Origin of the sequence: Rhodanobacter humi (genome assembly GCF_041107455.1) — a bacterium.
Taxonomy (GTDB): Bacteria; Pseudomonadota; Gammaproteobacteria; order Xanthomonadales; family Rhodanobacteraceae; genus Rhodanobacter_A.
The window spans coordinates 1,668,421-1,685,381 of the sequence record NZ_JBGBPY010000001.1 but is presented as its reverse complement, the minus strand read 5'-3'; the positions used below and the strand labels follow the sequence as shown (position 1 = coordinate 1,685,381).

The following is a 16,961-nucleotide window of genomic DNA, read 5'->3' as shown; positions in this document are numbered from 1 at the left end:
TTTTCACGTTGCATTGAGCCCGTCATGAAGCCCGATATCCATCCGAATTACCGCCCGGTGGTGTTCCAGGATCTGTCGTCCGACTTCGCGTTCCTGACGCGTTCGACGATCAGCGCCAAGGACACCGTCAAGTGGCAGGACGGCAACGAGTACCCGCTGATCAAGGTGGATATCTCCAGCCATTCGCACCCGTTCTACACCGGCAAGCAGAAGACGCTGGACGTCGGTGGCCGCGTGGACAAGTTCCGCAAGCGTTACGCGCAGAAGTAAGCGCGCGCCGCCGCATCGCGGCGACCGCTGGATGCATTCGCGCACGGGGCAGGCATGGCCTGCCCCGTGCGTTTTTGCGCCCGCCATCCGTGGCAGGCGCCCTTCGGGCCATCGTTGGCGCGATGTCAAAAATCGCTCCAGGCGATTTTTTGCGTCCCGCGTACGACCATCCGCGGACGCATGTCTGGTCGATCGATATGCGATAATGCCCGGATCGCATCGATGCTTTCCCCGGCACGATGCCCGTTCCCCCGCCGGTTGGTGCTGCCCCGTGGCTCCGGTCGACGACGACCCATGCTAAGGAGGTTCCCGTGTCCGATCCCAAGACTGTCAAGCTGGTGGATGAGTCGACTCAGCGCAGCAGCACGTTGCCGCTGGTCACCGGCACCCTCGGTCCGGCTTGCATCGACATCGGCACGCTGTACAAGGACACCGGCCACTTCACCTACGACGTGGGCTACGGCTCGACCGCCAGCACCAAGAGCGCGATCACCTACATCGACGGCGACCAGGGCGTGCTGCTGTACCGCGGCTACCCGATCGAGCAGCTGGCCGAGAAGTCCAGTTTCCTCGAGGTGGCCTACCTGCTGCTCAACGGCGAGTTGCCGAAGCCGGCCGAGTTCGCCGGCTTCGAGCACGACGTCGCGCATCACACGATGATGCACGAGTCGCTGAAGAACTTCTTCCAGGGCTTCCACCACGACGCGCATCCGATGGCCATGCTGGCTGCCGCGGTGGCCTCGCTGTCGGCGTTCTACCACGACGATCTCGACGTCGAGAACCCGGCCGACCGCAAGCTCGCCGCGATCCGTCTGATCGCGAAGATGCCGACGATCGCCGCCGCCTGCTACCGCTATTCGATCGGCTGGCCGTTCCGCTATCCGCGCAACAACCTCGAGTACGTCGACCGCTTCCTGCACATGATGTTCGAGGTGCCGAGCGAGCCGCTGCAGATGAGTCCGGTGGCGGCCAGGGCGCTGGACCTGCTGTTCATCCTGCACGCCGACCACGAGCAGAACGCGTCGACCTCGACCGTGCGCCTGGTCGGCTCCACCGGTGCCAACCCGTACGCCTCGATTGCCGCGGGCATCACCGCGCTGTGGGGTCCCGCGCACGGCGGCGCCAACGAGGCGGTGCTCAAGCAGCTCAAGGAAATCGGCACGCCGGACAACGTCGAGTCGGCGATCCTGCGCGCGAAGGACAAGAACGACAGCTTCCGCCTGATGGGCTTCGGCCACCGGGTGTACAAGAACTTCGACCCGCGCGCGAAGATCATCCGCGAGATGTGCCACAAGGTGCTCGCCGAGCTGGGCGTCAGCGACCCGCTGCTGGACGTGGCGATGAAGCTGGAGGAGGCCGCGTTGAAGGATGAGTACTTCGTCGAGCGCAAGCTGTATCCGAACGTGGACTTCTACTCGGGCATCATCTACAAGGCGCTGGGCATCCCCACCGAGATGTTCACCGTGATGTTCGCGATCGCCCGCACCGCTGGCTGGATCGCGCACTGGATCGAGCAGCACGAAACCCCCGGCGCCCGCATCGGCCGTCCGCGCCAGATCTACACCGGCCACGACGTGCGCGACTACGTGGCGTCGGACAAGCGCTGATCCGCAGCTTGCCAGCCCGACGAAACGCCCGGCATGCCGGGCGTTTTTTTGCACGGGTGATCGTGGGTTTTTGAAAAGTGCGGCCATGGATGGCCGCCCGTTTGATTCTGCGACCACCATCCTTGACGGTCGCCCTTCGGGCCATCGCTGGCGCGATGTCAAAAATCGCTCCGGGCGATTTTTTCGCGATCAGGGACGATTGCAACACTGAGCCCGCGCCAGCATGCGCTCCAGCTCGTCCGTGTCGCCGTCCTCGGCCAGCAGGGCCTCCACCGCGGCCAGCCCGGCGCGGTGCATCGGCTTCTCGTCCACGCGGTCCAGCGGCGCCTGGCGCAACGCGTCGCGCGGCAGCACGGTGAGGTCGAACGGCAGCGCGTCGGCGGCGAACAACAGCACCGGGAATTCGGCCTGCTCGTCGCGGCTGGTGCGCAGGCGGCGCGTCTGCGTCTCGTACGGCACGCCGTGCTCGTGCAGGTAGCGGTGCACCGCGTCGGGATCGTCGCTGAACACGTGCAGGCAGATCGCCGAATGCGCGTCGGCGGTGCCGTCCAGTACGGCGCCGACCAAGCGCGGCTCGAAGCGGGCGAGGAAGCGCATCGCCTCCAGCGCCGCCTCGCGGCGCGCGCGCAGCAGCTGCGGCTGGCTGTCGGCGAGGAACAGGCGCTGGTGCTCGCGCAACGCCTGCTCGATCTCCTGGTTGCGCGGCAGCGCCTGGGTATCGAGGATGCCCAGCCGCTCGGCGGCCTTGAGCTTGGCGCGGTGGAAGTCGCGGATGCCGTGCTCGCTCATCAGGCGGGCCGCTTCCTGCGCCACGCGCCGCCGGTTGCGCTGCTGGCGGTCGCTTGCATGGATGCGGTGATGTTCGCCTCGGGCCATGTCGATTCCTCCGCCGCTTGCGCGTCCAGACTAGCGCAAGCGGTGGAATGCGGGAACAGCCTGCTACCCCTGGCTGCCCTGCGGCACAGGGATGTGCCGCGCGCGATCAAGCACGTACGTGCTTGATCGGCGGAAGCGAGTCCGGACATGTGCCGGGCTCGCTGACTCGAGCAACTGTCGGGACGGCGGTTGTTCGAGGCCCCGTACGGATCAGAAGATGTTGTACGGGTTCTGCTGTTCCTGCTGCTGCTGGGTGGCCTGGCTGCGCAGGCGGTCCACGTCCTCGACCTTGAAGAATTCGTTCATGCTGTCCGGATCGTCCGACGTGGTCGGCAGGCCGCTGGAACGGTCGATCAGCACGGTGGCGATGCCCGGCGGCATCGGCAGCGAGTTCTCCGGCACGTCCTTGAGCGCCGTGCCCATGTAGTCCATCCAGATCGGCAGCGCGGCCTTGGCGCCGAACTCGCCACGGCCCAGCGAGCCGTAATTGTCGAAGCCCACCCACACCGAAGTGGAGATGTTGCCGTCGAAGCCCACGAACCAGGCGTCGCGGTGGTCGTTGGTGGAGCCGGTCTTGCCGGCGAGGTCGGGGCGATCCAGCGCCTTGGCGGCGGCGCCGGTGCCGCGCAGGATCACGTCCTTCATCAGCGAGGTGATCAGGAAGTCGGTGCGCGGGCCGAGCACGTGCGGCGCCAGCACCGGCGGATGCGCGCCGGTGCCGTGGGCGTCGGCCGGCAGGGTCTCCACGCCGGAGTCGTCGACGCTGGCGGCGCTGGCCGGCGCCGCGGCGCTGGAAGTCTCCGCGAGGCTGTTGGCCGGGCGCTTGCCCATGTCCGCCGGCGGCGGTCCGGGCGGCGTGTTTTCCAGCAGGCGTTCCTGGCATTCGCGGCAGGCGCGCGCGGGGTTGGCGAGGTAGACCGGCTTGCCGCTGCGGTCGTCGATCTCGCTGATGAAGTAGGGCGTGACCAGGTAGCCGCCGTTGGCGAACACCGCGTAACCGCGCGCCATGTTCATCGGCGACACCGAGGCGGTGCCCAGCGCCATCGACAGGTTCGCCGGCAGCGCGTCGAGCGGGAAGCCGAAGCGGGTGATGAACTCGCGCGCGTAGCGCACGCCGATCGCGTCGAGCAGGCGGACCGAGACCAGGTTCTTCGACTGCACCAGCGCCTCGCGCAGGCGCATCGGGCCGGCGAACTTGTCGTCGTCGTTGTTCGGCGTCCACAGGCCGCCGGGGCGCGAGGGGTCGGGCAGCGCGATCGGCGCGTCGTTGATGATCGACGCGGGCGTGAAGCCGTGGTCGAACGCCGCCGAGTACAGATAGGGCTTGAAGCTGGAGCCGGGCTGGCGCGCCGCCATCACCGCGCGGTTGAACTTGCTGCGGGTGAAGCTGAAACCGCCCACCAGCGCCTCGACCGCGCCGTCCTCCGGTCGGATCGAGGCCAGCGCACCTTGCACGGCGGGAATCTGCGTCAGTTGCCAGGCGCCCTTGGCGTCCTGCGCCACGCGCACGATGTCGCCGCGCTTGAGCACCGCGTCCACCCGCGTCGGCGCGGGACCGGTGCGACTGTCGTTGACGTACGGCCGTGCCCACGCCAGCGTGGCGAGGTCGAGCCGGATGTTCTGGCCCGAGGGCAGGAACAGCGTGGCCGCGTCGGCGGTGCTGGCGACGACCAGTGCCGGGTCGAGGCCGGAGATGTCGGTGTAGCCGGCGAGCGCATGCTGGTAGTCCTGCGCGCCGGCGTCGGCGGCCAGGTCCTGGTGCGCCTCCGGGCCGCGCCAGCCGTGGCGCTGGTCGTAGTCGATCAGGCCCTTGCGCACCGCTTCCACCGCGGCCTGCTGACGCGCGCTCTGGATCGTGGTCTTCACCACGTAGCCCTCGGTGAGCGCGTCGTTGCCGAGGCGGTCCAGCACCTGCCGGCGCACCATCTCGGCGAGGTAGGGCGCATCCACCTGGATCGGCGCCTCGTGCGGCGCCGCGTCGTTCGGCTCGGCGATCGCGGCCTGGTATTGCGCCTCGGTGATGTAGCGGTGCTTGAACATCTCGCCCAGCACCCAGTTGCGCCGCGCCAGCAGGCGCGGCGGGCTGTTCAGCGGATTCACCACCGAGGGCAGCTGGAAGGTGGAGGCGATCGCCGCGCACTGCGCGATCGTGAGCTGGTCCAGCGTCTTGCCGTAGTAGTACGAGGCCGCCGCGGCCACGCCGTAGGAGCGGTGGCCTAGGAACATCTTGTTGAGGTAGAGCTCGAGGATCTGATCCTTCGAGAGCTCATGCTCGATGCGCAACGCGATGAAGATTTCGGTGAGCTTGCGCGAGTACAGCTTCTCCGGGCTCAGGAAGAAATTCCGCGCGACCTGCTGGGTGATGGTGGAACCGCCGGGACCCTTGTCGCCGCCGGTGATGAGCACGTGCCAGCCTGCGCGCGCGATACCGCGCCAGTCGACGCCGGGGTGGTGGTAGAAATCGGCATCTTCGGCCGACAGCACCGCGTGTTTGAGGTTGGCCGGCACCCCGGCGATCGCCACCGGGATGCGCCGGGTCTCGCCGAAGCTGGCGATCAGCTTGCCGTCGGCGCTTTCCACGCGCAGCGGCACCTGCATGTGGTAATCCTTCAGCACCGCCACCGAGGGCAGCCGCGGCGCCACCAGCCAGTACGCCACCCCGACCGCGAGAACTGCCAGCAGAAAACCCGAGAACGCCAGGATCAGAGCCCAGCGCAGCAGACGCTTGAGAATACGCATGTGTGGGGAATGGCCCGTATCGAAACCCGACAGAGTATAGGGGTTGTGCCGCAGACCACCTTGGAGGGGTATATCTGCGGTAGCAGACCCGCCTTGGCCGCAAAATCGTGCGTCGAGACCGAAACGAGGCCTCCGTCACGCTGTGCGAAGGCGGTAGCCCAAATGTGGGGGCCATCACGGGAAACACTTGAGAAAACTGCGGCAGGCCATTGCAGGGACGTTAAATTTTCTATCTAATGCCAGCGCACATCGGTCGGAAATCCGGCCGCTGGCGCCAGGGGCAAAGGGGGAAACACCGTGGGGCTCTTCACACCCAAGAAGCCGGCGCTGATCGGCGTCGACATCAGCTCGACCGCCGTCAAGCTGCTGCAGCTCAGCCAGGCGGGCGGGCGCTACCGCGTCGAGCATTACGCGGTCGAGCCGCTGCCGCCGAACGCCGTGGTCGAGAAGAACATCGTCGAAGTCGAGGCGGTGGGCGAGGCGATCCGCCGCGCGCTGGCGCGCTCCGGCTCCAAGCTCAAGCATGCCTCCGCCGCCGTGGCCGGCTCGGCGGTGATCACCCGCATCATCCCGATGCCGAGCGAGCTCTCCGAGGAAGACCTGGAAGGCCAGATCCAGGTCGAGGCGAACCAATACATCCCCTACCCGATCGACGAGGTGAGCCTCGACTTCGAGGTGCTGGGTCCGGTGCGCGACAACCCCGAGATGAACAGCATCCTGCTCGCTGCTTCGCGCACCGAGAACGTGGACATGCGCGTGGCCGCGCTGGAACTCGGCGGCCTCACCGCCAAGGTGGTCGACGTGGAGGCGTTCGCGATGGAGAACGCGTTCGCCCTGCTCACCGACCAGCTCAACGTGGGACGTGACGCACTGGTCGCGGTGGTCGACGTGGGCGCGACCATGACCACGCTGTCGGTGCTGCGCAACCAGCGCACGATCTACTCGCGCGAACAGGTGTTCGGCGGCAAGCAGCTCACCGACGAGATCATGCGCCGCTACGGGCTCTCCTACGAGGAAGCCGGTCGCGCCAAGCGCAAGGGCGGCCTCCCCGAGTCCTACCACAGCGAGGCACTGGAACCGTTCAAGGAATCGCTGGTGCAGCAGGTCAGCCGCCTGCTGCAGTTCTTCTTCGCTGGCAGCGAATACAGCAAGGTCGACCAGGTGGTGCTGGCCGGCGGCTGCGCCACCATCGACGGCATCGCCGCGATGCTCGAGGAACACGTCGGCGTGCCCTGCGTGGTGGCCAATCCGCTGGCGCGCATGTCGATGTCGCCGAAGGTGCAGGGACAGTCGCTGTCCCAGGATGCGCCGGCGCTGATGATCGCGGTCGGCCTCGCCCTGAGGAGTTTCGACTGATGGCCCACGTCAACCTCCTTCCCTGGCGTGCGGAGCGGCGCAAGCTGCGCGAACGCGAGTTCTACGGCCAGCTCGGCGGCGCCTTCGTGGCCGGGCTGGGCTTCGTGCTGCTGTGGGCGATCTGGATGAGCGCGCGCGTCGACAACCAGAACGACCGCAACGCGATCCTGCAGGGCGAGATCAAGCAGCTCGACGTCAAGATCGACAAGATCAAGGATCTGGAGAAGGTGCGCGAGCACCTGCTGGCGCGCAAGCAGATCATCGAGCAGCTGCAGTCCGACCGCTCGAAGATGGTGCACCTGTTCGACGAGCTGGTGAAGACGATTCCCTCCAGCGTGCGCCTCACCTCGCTCAAGCAGGCCGGCGACACCATGTCGCTGGACGGCGTGGCGCAATCCAACGCCAGCGTGGCCGAATACATGCGCAACATCGAGGTGTCGCCGTGGATGGGCCACGTCGACCTGCGCAGCACGATCAACAACCACGATGCCTCGCGCATGCCCTACGGCTTCGGCGTGAGCGTGAAGCTGAGCAAGCCGAAGCCGGACGATGCCGGCGCCGCTGGCGCGCCGGCCGAAGCGGGGTCGGCGGCGGCATCGGCACATGCCGCCAGCGTCCCCGACTCCCTGCCGCCCGCGCATGCCGTCGCGCCTGCCGTCAAGCCGGCGGCCGCGCCGGCGCCTGAAAACAAACCGGCCGCCGCAGCCGTCAAGGGAGGAGCCAAGGCATGAAACTCCTCGACGATCTGCGCGGTCTCGACCGCAACAACATCGGTGGCTGGCCGCAGTCGGTCAAGATCTTCTTCAGCGTGCTGCTGTTCGGGCTGGTGGTGCTGCTCGGCTGGTACTTCTACGTCAGCAGCCAGCAGGACGATCTGGCCTCGCTGGCGGGCAAGGAGACCCAGCTCAGGCAGGAGTTCACCACCAAGCAGGCCAAGGCGGTGAACCTCGACGCGCTGCAGCAGCAGCTTGACGAGATGAAGGACATGCTGCGCCAGCTGCTGCGCCAGCTGCCCAGCAAGACCGAGATGCCCGAGCTGCTGATCGACATCTCGCAGACCGCGCTGTCGGCCGGCCTGCAGGTCGACTCCTTCGTGCCGCAGCCCGAGGTGCCGAAGGACTTCTACGCCGAGAAGCCGATCCAACTGAAGATGGTGGGCTCCTACCACCAGTTCGGCACCTTCATCAGCGGCGTCGCCTCGCTGCCGCGCGTGGTGATCCTGACCATGCACGACGTGTCGCTGACGCCTGAACACGCAAGCAAGGACGGCACCTCCACCGATGGCCAGCTGGTGCTGCAGGGCACGGTGAAGACCTATCGCTATCTGGACGAGGACGAGGCCGCCGCCGAGGCGAAGAAGAATCCGGCCAAGGCAGGGGGGCGCAAGTGATGAAGCTGTCCACTGCCATCAAGCCATCCGTGCTGGCGCGTGTCGCCCTGCTGCTGCTCGTCGCGCTGATGCTGGGGGGCTGCACCCGCGGCACCTCGGACCTGCGCGAATGGATCGCCCAGCAGAAGGCGAAGAAGGGTGCGCCGATCCCGCCGCTGCCGGTGATCAAGACCTTCGAGACCTTCACCTACGCGGACCAGGATCTTCGCGATCCGTTCGGTCCCAGCGCTGCGGAACAGTCGGTCGCCACCAGCGGGCCGCGACCGGACCAGAACCGGCCCAAGCAGCCGCTGGAGATGTTCGCGCTGGACAGCCTGAAGATGGTCGGCACGATCGGCACCGGTCCGGGCATCGAGGCACTTATCAAGGATCCCAGTGGCGTGATCCACCCGGTGCACCGCGGCGAATACATGGGCCAGAACTACGGCCGCATCAACGCCATCAGCGATGACCACATCGATCTGACCGAACTGGTATCCAACGGCAATGGTGGCTGGATGGAACGTCCGGCCAGCATCGCACTCGGCGAGAAATAGGGGACACAGGGGCTGATGCAATGAGCAACCACATTCAATCTGTCCGGGGCCGGGTCATGCGCCACACCATTCGCTGTCTCCTGTCGTTGCTGCTGCTCGCCGGTGCGGGCTTCAGCCAGACCGTGCTGGCTGCCTCCAGCAGCACGCTGAAGGACATCAGCTACACCACGCTGCCCGGCGGCAGCGTGCAGCTGCACCTGAACTTCGCCGGTGCGGTGCCGCAGCCGCGCATCTTCACCACCGACAGCCCGGCGCGCATCGCGATCGATTTCGCCGACACCGGCACCACCGCGCAGCGGCATACGGACATCGGCCAGGGCGCCACCTCCGGCGTCTCGGCAGTGTCGGCCGGCAACCGCACCCGGGTCATCGTGGAGCTGATGCGTCCGGCGTCGTACCAGTCGGCGGTCGAAGGCAATAGTCTGGTGATCACCGTGGCCAACGGCAGTGCGCCGCAGACCGCCGCCGCCCCGGCGCCGGTGCAGCGCAGCGTCACTACCGCGGCGAACATCGATCCGTCCAAGCACCTGCCGGCGACCGCCTCCGGCGGCCTCAGCGTCACCGCCGTCGACTTCCGCCGCGGCGCGAACGGCCAGGGCCGCGTGCTGGTCAGCTTCAGCGGTCCGGGTGCCGATGCACAGATGCGCACGATCGGCGACAAGGTCGAGGTCAGCATTCCCAATGTCAGCGTGCCGGCGAACCTCGCGCAGCGGCTGGATACGCTGGACTTCGCCACCCCGGTGCAATCGATCAACACCCGCACCGGCGCCGCCGGCGGCGTGCAGATGACGATTACCACCAAGGGCGTGGTGGATACCTCGGCGTACCAGGAAGGCAACCAGTACGTGGTCGAGGTGGCGGCCAAGAAGGGCGAGAGCACCGCAGCCGGCGGCCGGCTGGCGCCGGACCAGCACGCGGCCTACAGCGGCACGCGCGCCACCTTCAACTTCCAGGACATCCCGGTGCGCTCGGTGCTGCAGCTGATCGCCGATACCTCGCACCTCAACATCGTGGCGGCCGACAGCGTCACCGGCAGCATCACGCTGCGTCTGGTGAACGTGCCCTGGGACCAGGCGCTGGACGTGATCCTGCGCGCCAAGGGCCTGGACAAGCGGCGCGACGGCAACGTGATCTGGGTGGCGCCGCAGCAGGAGCTGGCGAAGTATGAGGAAGACCTTGCCGCGGCCCGCATGAAGGCCGAGGACAACGCGCCGCTGGTCACCACCTATATCCCGATCAGCTACGGCAAGGCGGCCGATATCGCCAAGCTGCTCACCACCGACAGCAAGCAGAGCACTGGCGGTGGTGGTGCGAGCGCCGGCGGCGCCGGTGTCTCGCGCGGCTTCCTGTCGGCACGCGGCAGCGTCTCCTACGACGAGCGCACCAACACCCTGCTGCTCAACGACACCGCCGAGAAGACCGAGCAGATCCGCCAGCTGGTCGCGGTGCTGGACAAGCCGGTGCAGCAGGTGCTGATCGAGTCGCGCGTGGTGATTGCCAGCGACGACTTCACCCGCGAGCTGGGCGTGAAGTGGGGTGCGAACGGCCAGCGCACCAATCCCAGCGGCCAGGTGCTGCAGATCGGCGGCGCCAACGGCAGCGCGCTGGGCAACAACGGCACCACGCCCCCCACCGTCTCGTACAACAATCCTGGCGGTGGTACCACCCTCAATAACTCCGGGAGCTCAGCCGCCAATACCACCCTGGGCGGCGGCACCGGCCTCAACGTGAACCTGCCGGTGACGAATTCGGCGGCCTCGGGAGTACTGGGCCTGGCCATCCTCGGCAAGAACTACGCACTGGACCTGGAGCTGTCGGCGGCGCAGACCGAGGGCCGTGGCGAGGTGATCTCCAGCCCGCGCGTGGTCACCGCGAACCAGCAGGAGGCAGTGATCCGCCAAGGCCAGGAGATCGGCTACGTCACCTACCAGGGCGGCATCGGCGGCACCGCCGCACCCACGGCCTCGGTGCAATTCAAGGATGCGGTGCTGGAGCTCAAGGTCACGCCGACGATCACCGCGGACAACCGCGTCTACCTCGCGATCAACGTGAAGAAGGACTCGTTGGCGAAGTTCCTCTCCACGCCGAACGGCACGGTGCCGCAGATCAACACCCAGTCGGTGAACACCTCGGTACTGGTGGACAACGGCCAGACCGTGGTGCTGGGCGGCATCTACGAGATCAACAAGAACAACACGGTCACCAAGGTGCCGGGTCTCGGCGACATCCCGGGCATCGGCTACCTGTTCCGCAACACCTACCGCAACAACACCAAGGCGGAACTGCTGATCTTCGTGACGCCGCGCATCCTCAACGATTCGCTGCAATAAGCGTCGCGTTCGCGCAACGCAAAGAGGCGGCTTCGGCCGCCTCTTTGCGTTGCGCACCTGAATGCGCGGGTGCCGTCGACTAAACTTCCGGGCTCCGCTGCGGTCGATAGCGGCGACCTGACGCCGGAATCCCCATGATGGACATGCCCGAAACACCGCCCCGCAGCAGCCTGCAGCAAGCCTTCGCGCGGCTGCGCGACGAGCTGCAGGCCTGCATCATCGGCCAGCCGAAGCTGGTCGACTGCCTGCTGGTGGCGCTGCTCGCCGACGGCCACCTGCTGGTGGAGGGCGCGCCGGGCCTGGCCAAGACCACCGCGGTGAAGGCGCTGGCCGCGCGCATCGAGGCGGATTTTCACCGCGTGCAGTTCACGCCCGACCTGCTGCCCGCCGATCTCACCGGCACCGATGTGTTCCGCCCGCAGAGCGGCAGCTTCGAGTTCGAGCGCGGCCCGCTGTTCCACAACATCGTGCTGGCCGACGAGATCAACCGCGCGCCAGCCAAGGTGCAGTCGGCGCTGCTGGAAGCGATGGCCGAGCACCAGATCACCGTGGGCCGCAGCACCCGGCCGCTGCCGGACCTGTTCATGGTGATGGCGACGCAGAACCCGATCGAGCAGGAGGGCACGTTCGCGCTGCCCGAGGCGCAGCTCGATCGTTTCCTGCTGCACGTCACCATCGGCTATCCGGATGCCGCGTCGGAGCTGGCGATCCTCAGGCTCGCCCGCGAGCAGGCCAGCCGGCGCGCGCATCCGGCGCCCGCGCCGGCGGCCGTGCTCGGCCAGGCCGAGGTGTTCGCCGCGCGCGATGCCGCGATGGCGGTGCACATGGCCCCGGCGCTGGAGGAATACGTCGTCCAGCTGGTGCTGGCCACGCGCGACGCCGGCCGCTACGGGTCGGAGCTGAAGCGCTGGATCGCCTGGGGCGCCAGCCCGCGCGCCACCATCGCGCTGGACCGTTGCGCCCGCGCGCAGGCCTGGCTGGCCGGGCGCGACTACGTGCTGCCTGAGGACGTACACGCGATCGTGCACGAGGCGCTGCGTCATCGCGTGCTGCTCAGCTACGAGGCCGAGGCCGAAGGCGTGCGCAGCGACCAGGTGATCGCCCGGCTGCTGGATCTCGTGCCGCTGCCGTGATTGCAGCAGCGGACGCCACCTTGCCGGATCGCGTCGACGGCGACGGCCGCACGCGCGTATCGCTGGCCGAGCTGATCGCGCTGGGCGCGCGCGCCGGTCGCGCGAAACTGGCTTCCGTGCAAAGCCGCTCGGAACGCAGCGGCCAGCAGTCCAGTCGCCTGTACGGCCGCGGCATGGACTATGCCGAGTCGCGTGCCTACCAGCCCGGCGACGACGTGCGACGGATGGATTGGCGGCTCACCGCGCGCAGCGGCAAGCTGCACACCAAGCTGTACCAGGAGGAACGCGAGGGGCGCCTGCTGATCCTGCTGGACACCCACGCCAGCCTGCGCTTCGGCACCCGCACCCGCTTCAAGTCGGTGCAGGCCGCGCGCGCCGCCGCCATCGCCGCGTGGCTGGCGGTACGCGCCGGCGAACGCGTGGGCCTGATGGCTTTCGGCGGGCACGATCGCCTGCTGCGCCCGCAGGGCGGTGCGCACAGCGCACTGGCGGTGTGCGGCGCGCTGGCGGAATGGGATGCGCTGCCACCCGCGGAGCGTGCCGAGCCGCTGTCCGCCGCCTTGCTGCGCGCGCGCCGGCTGCAGCATGGCGCCAGCCGCGTGCTGCTGCTCAGTGATGGCTTCAGCGCGGATGTCGAGGCGCGGCAGCACTTGCTTGATCTCAAGACGCGTGCCGGCGTCGGCGTGCTGGTGCTGGCCGACGCGCTGGAGCGCGCGCCGCCACCGGCGGGCCGCTATCCGCTGGAGCATGACGGCGAGCGCCGCGACGTGCTGCTGCTGGGCGAACGCCAACGGCGCGAGTTCCAGCAGGCGCTGGGCGTGGGGCCGGCGCGGCTGGAGACGCTGGCGCGCGCCACGGGCCTGCGTTGCCGCGTACTCGACACGCGCGACGATCCGCTGCCGGCGGCAGGTGAACTGCTGGGCGCGACGAGGACGCGGCGATGATGCCGTCACCGCCAGCGCCACCGCCAGCGTCGACCGGCCCGGTGCTGCGCGACATCCACCTGCCGCCCGCGCCGCCGTGGTGGCCGCCTGCGCCGGGCTGGTGGCTGCTGGCGGCACTGGTCTTGCTGGGCTGCATCGCGCTGGCGTGGCTGTGGCGGCGTCAACGCCGCCTGCAGCAACGGCGCCGGCAATGGCTGGACGAACTGGAGCATCATGCGCAGCGGCATGTGCGCGATGGCGACGATGCCGAGCTGGCGGCTGCGCTGCAGCAACTGCTGCGCCGGGTGGCGCGCATCCATGACGGCGCGGCGACGCAGCAGCGCGGCGCAGCGTGGCACGCCACGCTGGCGCGGGTGCCGGTGCAGCCCGCAACGCTCACCCGGCTTGTTGCGCTGGAATCGGCGATGTACCGCCCGCGCGGCGCGCTCGACGCGCCGGCTGTCCTCGCTGCCGCGCGCGCGTGGCTGCACGCCGCCGCCAGGCCGCGCGCGTGGAAGCGCGTGGCGTCGGAGCCGGAGCATGTTTGAGTTCGCCTGGCCCTGGCTGTTCTTGCTGCTGCCGTTGCCCTGGCTGCTGCGGCGCGTGCTGCCGCCCGTCACGCCGGGGCAGGCGCTGCATCTGCCGCAGCCGGGCCTGCGCCTTGCCGACGCCGCTGGTGGCACGGTGCGCAGCTTCACGCCTTGGCTGCTGGCGCTGGCCTGGCTGTGCCTGGCGGCCGCGGCGGCGCGTCCGCAGTGGGTGGGACCGCCGCAGGCGCAGCAGCGCAGCGGTCGTGCCTTGTTCCTCGCGGTGGATCTCTCCGGCAGCATGCGCACGCCGGATATGGAATTGGCCGGCCAGTCGGTGAGCCGCTTCGGCGCGGTGAAGGCGATCGCCGGCAACTTCATCGACCGCCGCCGCGGCGACGAGATGGGCCTGATCCTGTTCGGCAGCCAGGCCTTTCTGGTGACACCGCTCACCTGGGATCTCGATGCGGTACGCGCGCAGCTGCAGGGCGCGGCGGTGGGCCTGGCCGGCAGCGAGACGGCGATCGGCGACGCGATCGCGATCGCGGTGAAGCGATTGTCCGCGTTGCCCGAGCAGGCGCGGGTGCTGGTGTTGCTCACCGACGGCGTCAACAACGCGGGCAGCATCACGCCGCTGGAAGCCGCGCGCGCCGCCAAGGCGGCCGGCGTGCGCATCTACACCGTGGGCATCGGCGCCACCCGCATGCGCGTGCCGGGCTTCTTCGGCAGCCAGATCGTCAATCCCTCCGCCGATCTCGACGCCGGGATGCTGACGAAGATCGCCGACGAGACCGGCGGCCGCTTCTTCCGCGCCACCGACAGCGACCAGCTCGCCGATGCCTACCGCGCCATCGATGCGCTGGAACCGATGCCGCAGCACGGTCCGACCCTGCGGCCGCGCCAGGAGTGGTTCACCTGGCCGCTCGCCGCCGCGCTGCTGCTGTGGCTGCTGGCCGCGCTGCCGCGCTGGCGGGCGGCGGAGGCGGCGGCATGAGCGCGGCGCTGGCCCAGTTCCATTTCCTCCGGCCCTGGTGGCTGTGCGCGTTGGTCGTGCTGCCGTGGCTGCTGTGGCAAGCGTCCCGTCGCAGCCGCGGCCTGCAGGCCTTGTCGCGGCTGGTCGATGCGGAACTGCTGTCGTCGCTGTTGCAGGGACGATCCGCGCGGCAACGCCTGCCGCTGGGTCTGCTCGCGCTGGCCTGGCTGCTGGCCGTGCTGGCGCTGGCAGGACCCGCGTGGAGTCGCGTCGAACAGCCGCTTTACGCGCGCCGCGCCGCCCAGGTGGTGGCGATCTCGCTGTCGCAGCGCATGCTGTCGCATGACGTGGCGCCCAGCCGCATCGATCGCGCACGCTTCAAGGCGCACGACCTGCTGACGGCGAACCGTGACGGCCTCAACGCGCTGGTGGGCTACGCCGGCGAGGCCTTCGTGGTGGCGCCGCTCACTTCCGACGTGCACAGCCTCGGCACCCTGCTCGACGCGATGGCACCGGACACCATGCCGGCGGACGGCGACAACGCGGCGGCGGCGATCGCGCGCGGCGCCGCACTGATCCGCGACGCCAAGGTCGGTGGCGGTTCGCTGGTGCTGATCGCCGACACCGCGGGCACGGCGGCGCAGGCTGCCGCGCGCCAGGCGCGCAGCGAAGGCGTGCGTGTCTCCGTGCTCGGCGTGGGCACGCTGCACGGCGCGCCGGTGCCGCTGCCGGGCGGCGGCTTCCTGCACGATGCAAAGGGTGATCTGCAGCTGGCCGCTCGCGACGATGCGGCGCTGGCTGCCGTGGCCGCGGCGGGCGGCGGCCGCTACGTGGCGATGAGCGCGGACGATGGCGACGTCGCCGCGCTGAAGGGCGAGCTGCGCGCAGGTTCCACGCAAGCGGCGCAGGGCCAGGTTGGCGACGAATGGCAGGACCGCGGTCCCTGGCTGCTGCTGCTCCTGCTGCCGCTGGCGGCGCTGGCGTTCCGCCGCGGCTGGCTGCTGCTGTTGCCGCTGGTGCTGCTGCCGATGCTGCCGGGCACCGCGCATGCGACGACGTGGCGCGACCTGTGGCAACGCCGCGACCAGCAGGCGGCGCAGGCGCTGAAGCGGGATGACGCGAAACAGGCGATGCAGCTGGCGAAGGACCCGGCGTGGCGTGGCGCGGCAGCCTACCGCGCGGGCGACTATGCCGCCGCCGCGCGGGCGCTGCATGAAGCGCCGGGCGGCGACGCCGCCTACAACCTCGGCAATGCGCTGGCGCGCGAAGGTAGGTACGAGGATGCGATCAAGGCCTACGACCACGCGCTGCAGCTCGATCCCGCGAACGCCGACGCGCAGGCGAACCGGCAGGCGGTCGAGGACTGGCTGCGCAAGCAGCCGCCGCAGAAGCAGTCGTCGCCGCAGCAGCAGAAGCAAGGCGGCTCGTCTTCGTCGCAGGGGCAGGGAAGCGACAGCGGGCAGGGCAAGGACCAGCCGGGCCGGAACGGCCAGGACAAAAACGGCCAGGACAAGAACGACCGGGACAAGAACGGACAGGACAAGAACGGACAGGACGGGAACGGCGGCGAGTCCGGCCAGTCTTCGCCACAAGACAACAATCCGGCGCAGTCGCAGAAGCCGCAGGACTCGTCGGACGGTGCGGGCCAATCGCCGCAAGACCCGTCGAAGCCGACCGAAGGGAAATCTTCGGACCGGTCCGCCACGTCACCGGACCAGTCGCAGTCCACGCCCGAACAACAGGCCGCGCAACAGGCGCAGACCGCGAAGGCGCAGCAGGCGCTGAAGCAGCAGCTGGACAAGGAGCTGGGCGCTGCCGGCCCATCGACGACGAAACAGCCGCCCACGCACCAGCTCGGCGCGGACGGCGCCGACGATCCGCAGTCGAAACTGCCAGCCGACCTGCGCCAGGCCTTGCAGCGCGTGCCCGACGATCCGGGCGCGCTGCTGCGCCGCAAGTTCGAGCTGGAATACCAGCGCCGCCACGGCGGCATACCCGACGAGGATGGGCCGTGATGTTTTTATTTTTGCGCTCGTCCATGATCGCGAAGATCAAATGGGCGGCCATCCCTGGCCGCACTCTTCAAGTTTTGCGTTCGTCCCCGACCGCGGAGATCAAACGGGCGGTCATCCCTGGCTGTTTGTTTTTGCGCTCGTCCATGAGCGCGAGGATCAAACGGGCGGCCATCCTTGGCTGTTTGTTTTTGCGTTCGTCCATGATCGCGAAAGTCAAACGGGCGGCCATCCATGGCGGTGCGCTAGTGCGTTCGTCCATGAGCGCGAAGATCAAATGGGCGGCCAT

The 16,961-nt window shown here is 68.7% G+C and carries 15 protein-coding genes; 12 read left to right on the top strand and 3 right to left on the bottom strand.

Annotation, left to right across the window (positions count from 1 at the left end; translation table 11 throughout):
- The first annotated feature begins 24 nt into the window (after window positions 1-24).
- Together AB7878_RS07460 and AB7878_RS07455 are read left to right on the top strand one after the other, a co-directional pair.
- Window positions 25-270 carry a type B 50S ribosomal protein L31 gene (locus tag AB7878_RS07460; protein ID WP_369493753.1) on the top strand — a complete coding sequence of 82 codons (246 nt, stop codon included), beginning with the start codon at window positions 25-27 and terminating at the stop codon, window positions 268-270.
- A gap of 311 nt (window positions 271-581) precedes the next feature.
- Window positions 582-1,877, top strand: a complete 1,296-nt coding sequence (locus AB7878_RS07455; protein WP_369493752.1) for a citrate synthase — start codon at window positions 582-584, stop codon at window positions 1,875-1,877.
- Between the two features lie 189 nt (window positions 1,878-2,066).
- Here AB7878_RS07455 and AB7878_RS07450 read toward each other — a convergent pair whose 3' ends face one another.
- Entirely contained in the window at window positions 2,067-2,753 is a 687-nt protein-coding gene (locus tag AB7878_RS07450; protein WP_369493751.1) for a hypothetical protein, read from the bottom strand.
- A 210-nt stretch (window positions 2,754-2,963) separates the two neighbouring features.
- Window positions 2,964-5,492, bottom strand: coding sequence for a penicillin-binding protein 1A (locus AB7878_RS07445; protein WP_369493750.1), 2,529 nt, complete (start codon window positions 5,490-5,492; stop codon window positions 2,964-2,966).
- A gap of 297 nt (window positions 5,493-5,789) precedes the next feature.
- Here AB7878_RS07445 and AB7878_RS07440 point away from each other — a divergent pair, with 297 nt between their 5' ends.
- The 10 genes from AB7878_RS07440 to AB7878_RS07395 all read left to right on the top strand — a co-directional run bounded on the left by AB7878_RS07440 (window position 5,790) and on the right by AB7878_RS07395 (window position 16,675).
- The gene (locus AB7878_RS07440) at window positions 5,790-6,848 is read left to right on the top strand and encodes a pilus assembly protein PilM (protein WP_077485010.1); all 1,059 of its coding nucleotides are present in this window, start codon (window positions 5,790-5,792) and stop codon (window positions 6,846-6,848) included.
- The gene (locus tag AB7878_RS07435) at window positions 6,848-7,579 is read left to right on the top strand and encodes a PilN domain-containing protein (protein WP_369493749.1); all 732 of its coding nucleotides are present in this window, start codon (window positions 6,848-6,850) and stop codon (window positions 7,577-7,579) included. The genes AB7878_RS07440 and AB7878_RS07435 overlap by 1 nt, the downstream gene beginning before the upstream one ends.
- The gene (locus tag AB7878_RS07430; protein ID WP_369493748.1) at window positions 7,576-8,238 is read left to right on the top strand and encodes a type IV pilus inner membrane component PilO; all 663 of its coding nucleotides are present in this window, start codon (window positions 7,576-7,578) and stop codon (window positions 8,236-8,238) included. The genes AB7878_RS07435 and AB7878_RS07430 overlap by 4 nt, the downstream gene beginning before the upstream one ends.
- Window positions 8,238-8,774, top strand: coding sequence for a pilus assembly protein PilP (locus AB7878_RS07425; RefSeq protein WP_369493747.1), 537 nt, complete (start codon window positions 8,238-8,240; stop codon window positions 8,772-8,774). Before AB7878_RS07430 ends, AB7878_RS07425 begins: the two co-directional genes overlap by 1 nt.
- A 56-nt stretch (window positions 8,775-8,830) precedes the next feature.
- On the top strand, window positions 8,831-11,104 hold the full coding sequence (locus AB7878_RS07420) for a type IV pilus secretin PilQ (RefSeq protein ID WP_369493746.1): 2,274 nt from the start codon (window positions 8,831-8,833) through the stop codon (window positions 11,102-11,104).
- A 137-nt stretch (window positions 11,105-11,241) separates the two neighbouring features.
- On the top strand, window positions 11,242-12,237 hold the full coding sequence (locus AB7878_RS07415) for an AAA family ATPase (protein ID WP_369495739.1): 996 nt from the start codon (window positions 11,242-11,244) through the stop codon (window positions 12,235-12,237).
- The gene (locus tag AB7878_RS07410) at window positions 12,234-13,181 is read left to right on the top strand and encodes a DUF58 domain-containing protein (protein ID WP_369493745.1); all 948 of its coding nucleotides are present in this window, start codon (window positions 12,234-12,236) and stop codon (window positions 13,179-13,181) included. Before AB7878_RS07415 ends, AB7878_RS07410 begins: the two co-directional genes overlap by 4 nt.
- Window positions 13,178-13,708: a DUF4381 family protein gene (locus tag AB7878_RS07405; protein WP_369493744.1), complete on the top strand. Its 531-nt coding sequence runs from the start codon at window positions 13,178-13,180 to the stop codon at window positions 13,706-13,708. The genes AB7878_RS07410 and AB7878_RS07405 overlap by 4 nt, the downstream gene beginning before the upstream one ends.
- The gene (locus tag AB7878_RS07400) at window positions 13,701-14,681 is read left to right on the top strand and encodes a VWA domain-containing protein (protein ID WP_369493743.1); all 981 of its coding nucleotides are present in this window, start codon (window positions 13,701-13,703) and stop codon (window positions 14,679-14,681) included. The genes AB7878_RS07405 and AB7878_RS07400 overlap by 8 nt, the downstream gene beginning before the upstream one ends.
- Window positions 14,678-16,675: a tetratricopeptide repeat protein gene (locus tag AB7878_RS07395; protein WP_369493742.1), complete on the top strand. Its 1,998-nt coding sequence runs from the start codon at window positions 14,678-14,680 to the stop codon at window positions 16,673-16,675. Before AB7878_RS07400 ends, AB7878_RS07395 begins: the two co-directional genes overlap by 4 nt.
- Before the next feature lie 67 nt (window positions 16,676-16,742).
- Here the strand turns inward: AB7878_RS07395 and AB7878_RS07390 are convergent, their stop codons facing one another.
- Window positions 16,743-16,961 (bottom strand): hypothetical protein, encoded by a 219-nt coding sequence (locus AB7878_RS07390; RefSeq protein WP_369493741.1) that lies wholly within the window; start codon window positions 16,959-16,961, stop codon window positions 16,743-16,745.

What these genes read in the sequence shown, in the direction of transcription:
- AB7878_RS07460 (WP_369493753.1), top strand. Translation starts at nt 25, where the DNA reads ATGAAGCCCGATATCCATCCGAATTACCGCCCGGTGGTGTTCCAGGAT.
- AB7878_RS07450 (WP_369493751.1), bottom strand. Translation starts at nt 2,753, where the DNA reads ATGGCCCGAGGCGAACATCACCGCATCCATGCAAGCGACCGCCAGCAG.
- AB7878_RS07445 (WP_369493750.1), bottom strand. Translation starts at nt 5,492, where the DNA reads ATGCGTATTCTCAAGCGTCTGCTGCGCTGGGCTCTGATCCTGGCGTTC.
- AB7878_RS07435 (WP_369493749.1), top strand. Translation starts at nt 6,848, where the DNA reads ATGGCCCACGTCAACCTCCTTCCCTGGCGTGCGGAGCGGCGCAAGCTG.
- AB7878_RS07430 (WP_369493748.1), top strand. Translation starts at nt 7,576, where the DNA reads ATGAAACTCCTCGACGATCTGCGCGGTCTCGACCGCAACAACATCGGT.
- AB7878_RS07425 (WP_369493747.1), top strand. Translation starts at nt 8,238, where the DNA reads ATGAAGCTGTCCACTGCCATCAAGCCATCCGTGCTGGCGCGTGTCGCC.
- AB7878_RS07420 (WP_369493746.1), top strand. Translation starts at nt 8,831, where the DNA reads ATGCGCCACACCATTCGCTGTCTCCTGTCGTTGCTGCTGCTCGCCGGT.
- AB7878_RS07415 (WP_369495739.1), top strand. Translation starts at nt 11,242, where the DNA reads ATGGACATGCCCGAAACACCGCCCCGCAGCAGCCTGCAGCAAGCCTTC.
- AB7878_RS07405 (WP_369493744.1), top strand. Translation starts at nt 13,178, where the DNA reads ATGATGCCGTCACCGCCAGCGCCACCGCCAGCGTCGACCGGCCCGGTG.
- AB7878_RS07400 (WP_369493743.1), top strand. Translation starts at nt 13,701, where the DNA reads ATGTTTGAGTTCGCCTGGCCCTGGCTGTTCTTGCTGCTGCCGTTGCCC.
- AB7878_RS07395 (WP_369493742.1), top strand. Translation starts at nt 14,678, where the DNA reads ATGAGCGCGGCGCTGGCCCAGTTCCATTTCCTCCGGCCCTGGTGGCTG.
- AB7878_RS07390 (WP_369493741.1), bottom strand. Translation starts at nt 16,961, where the DNA reads ATGGCCGCCCATTTGATCTTCGCGCTCATGGACGAACGCACTAGCGCA.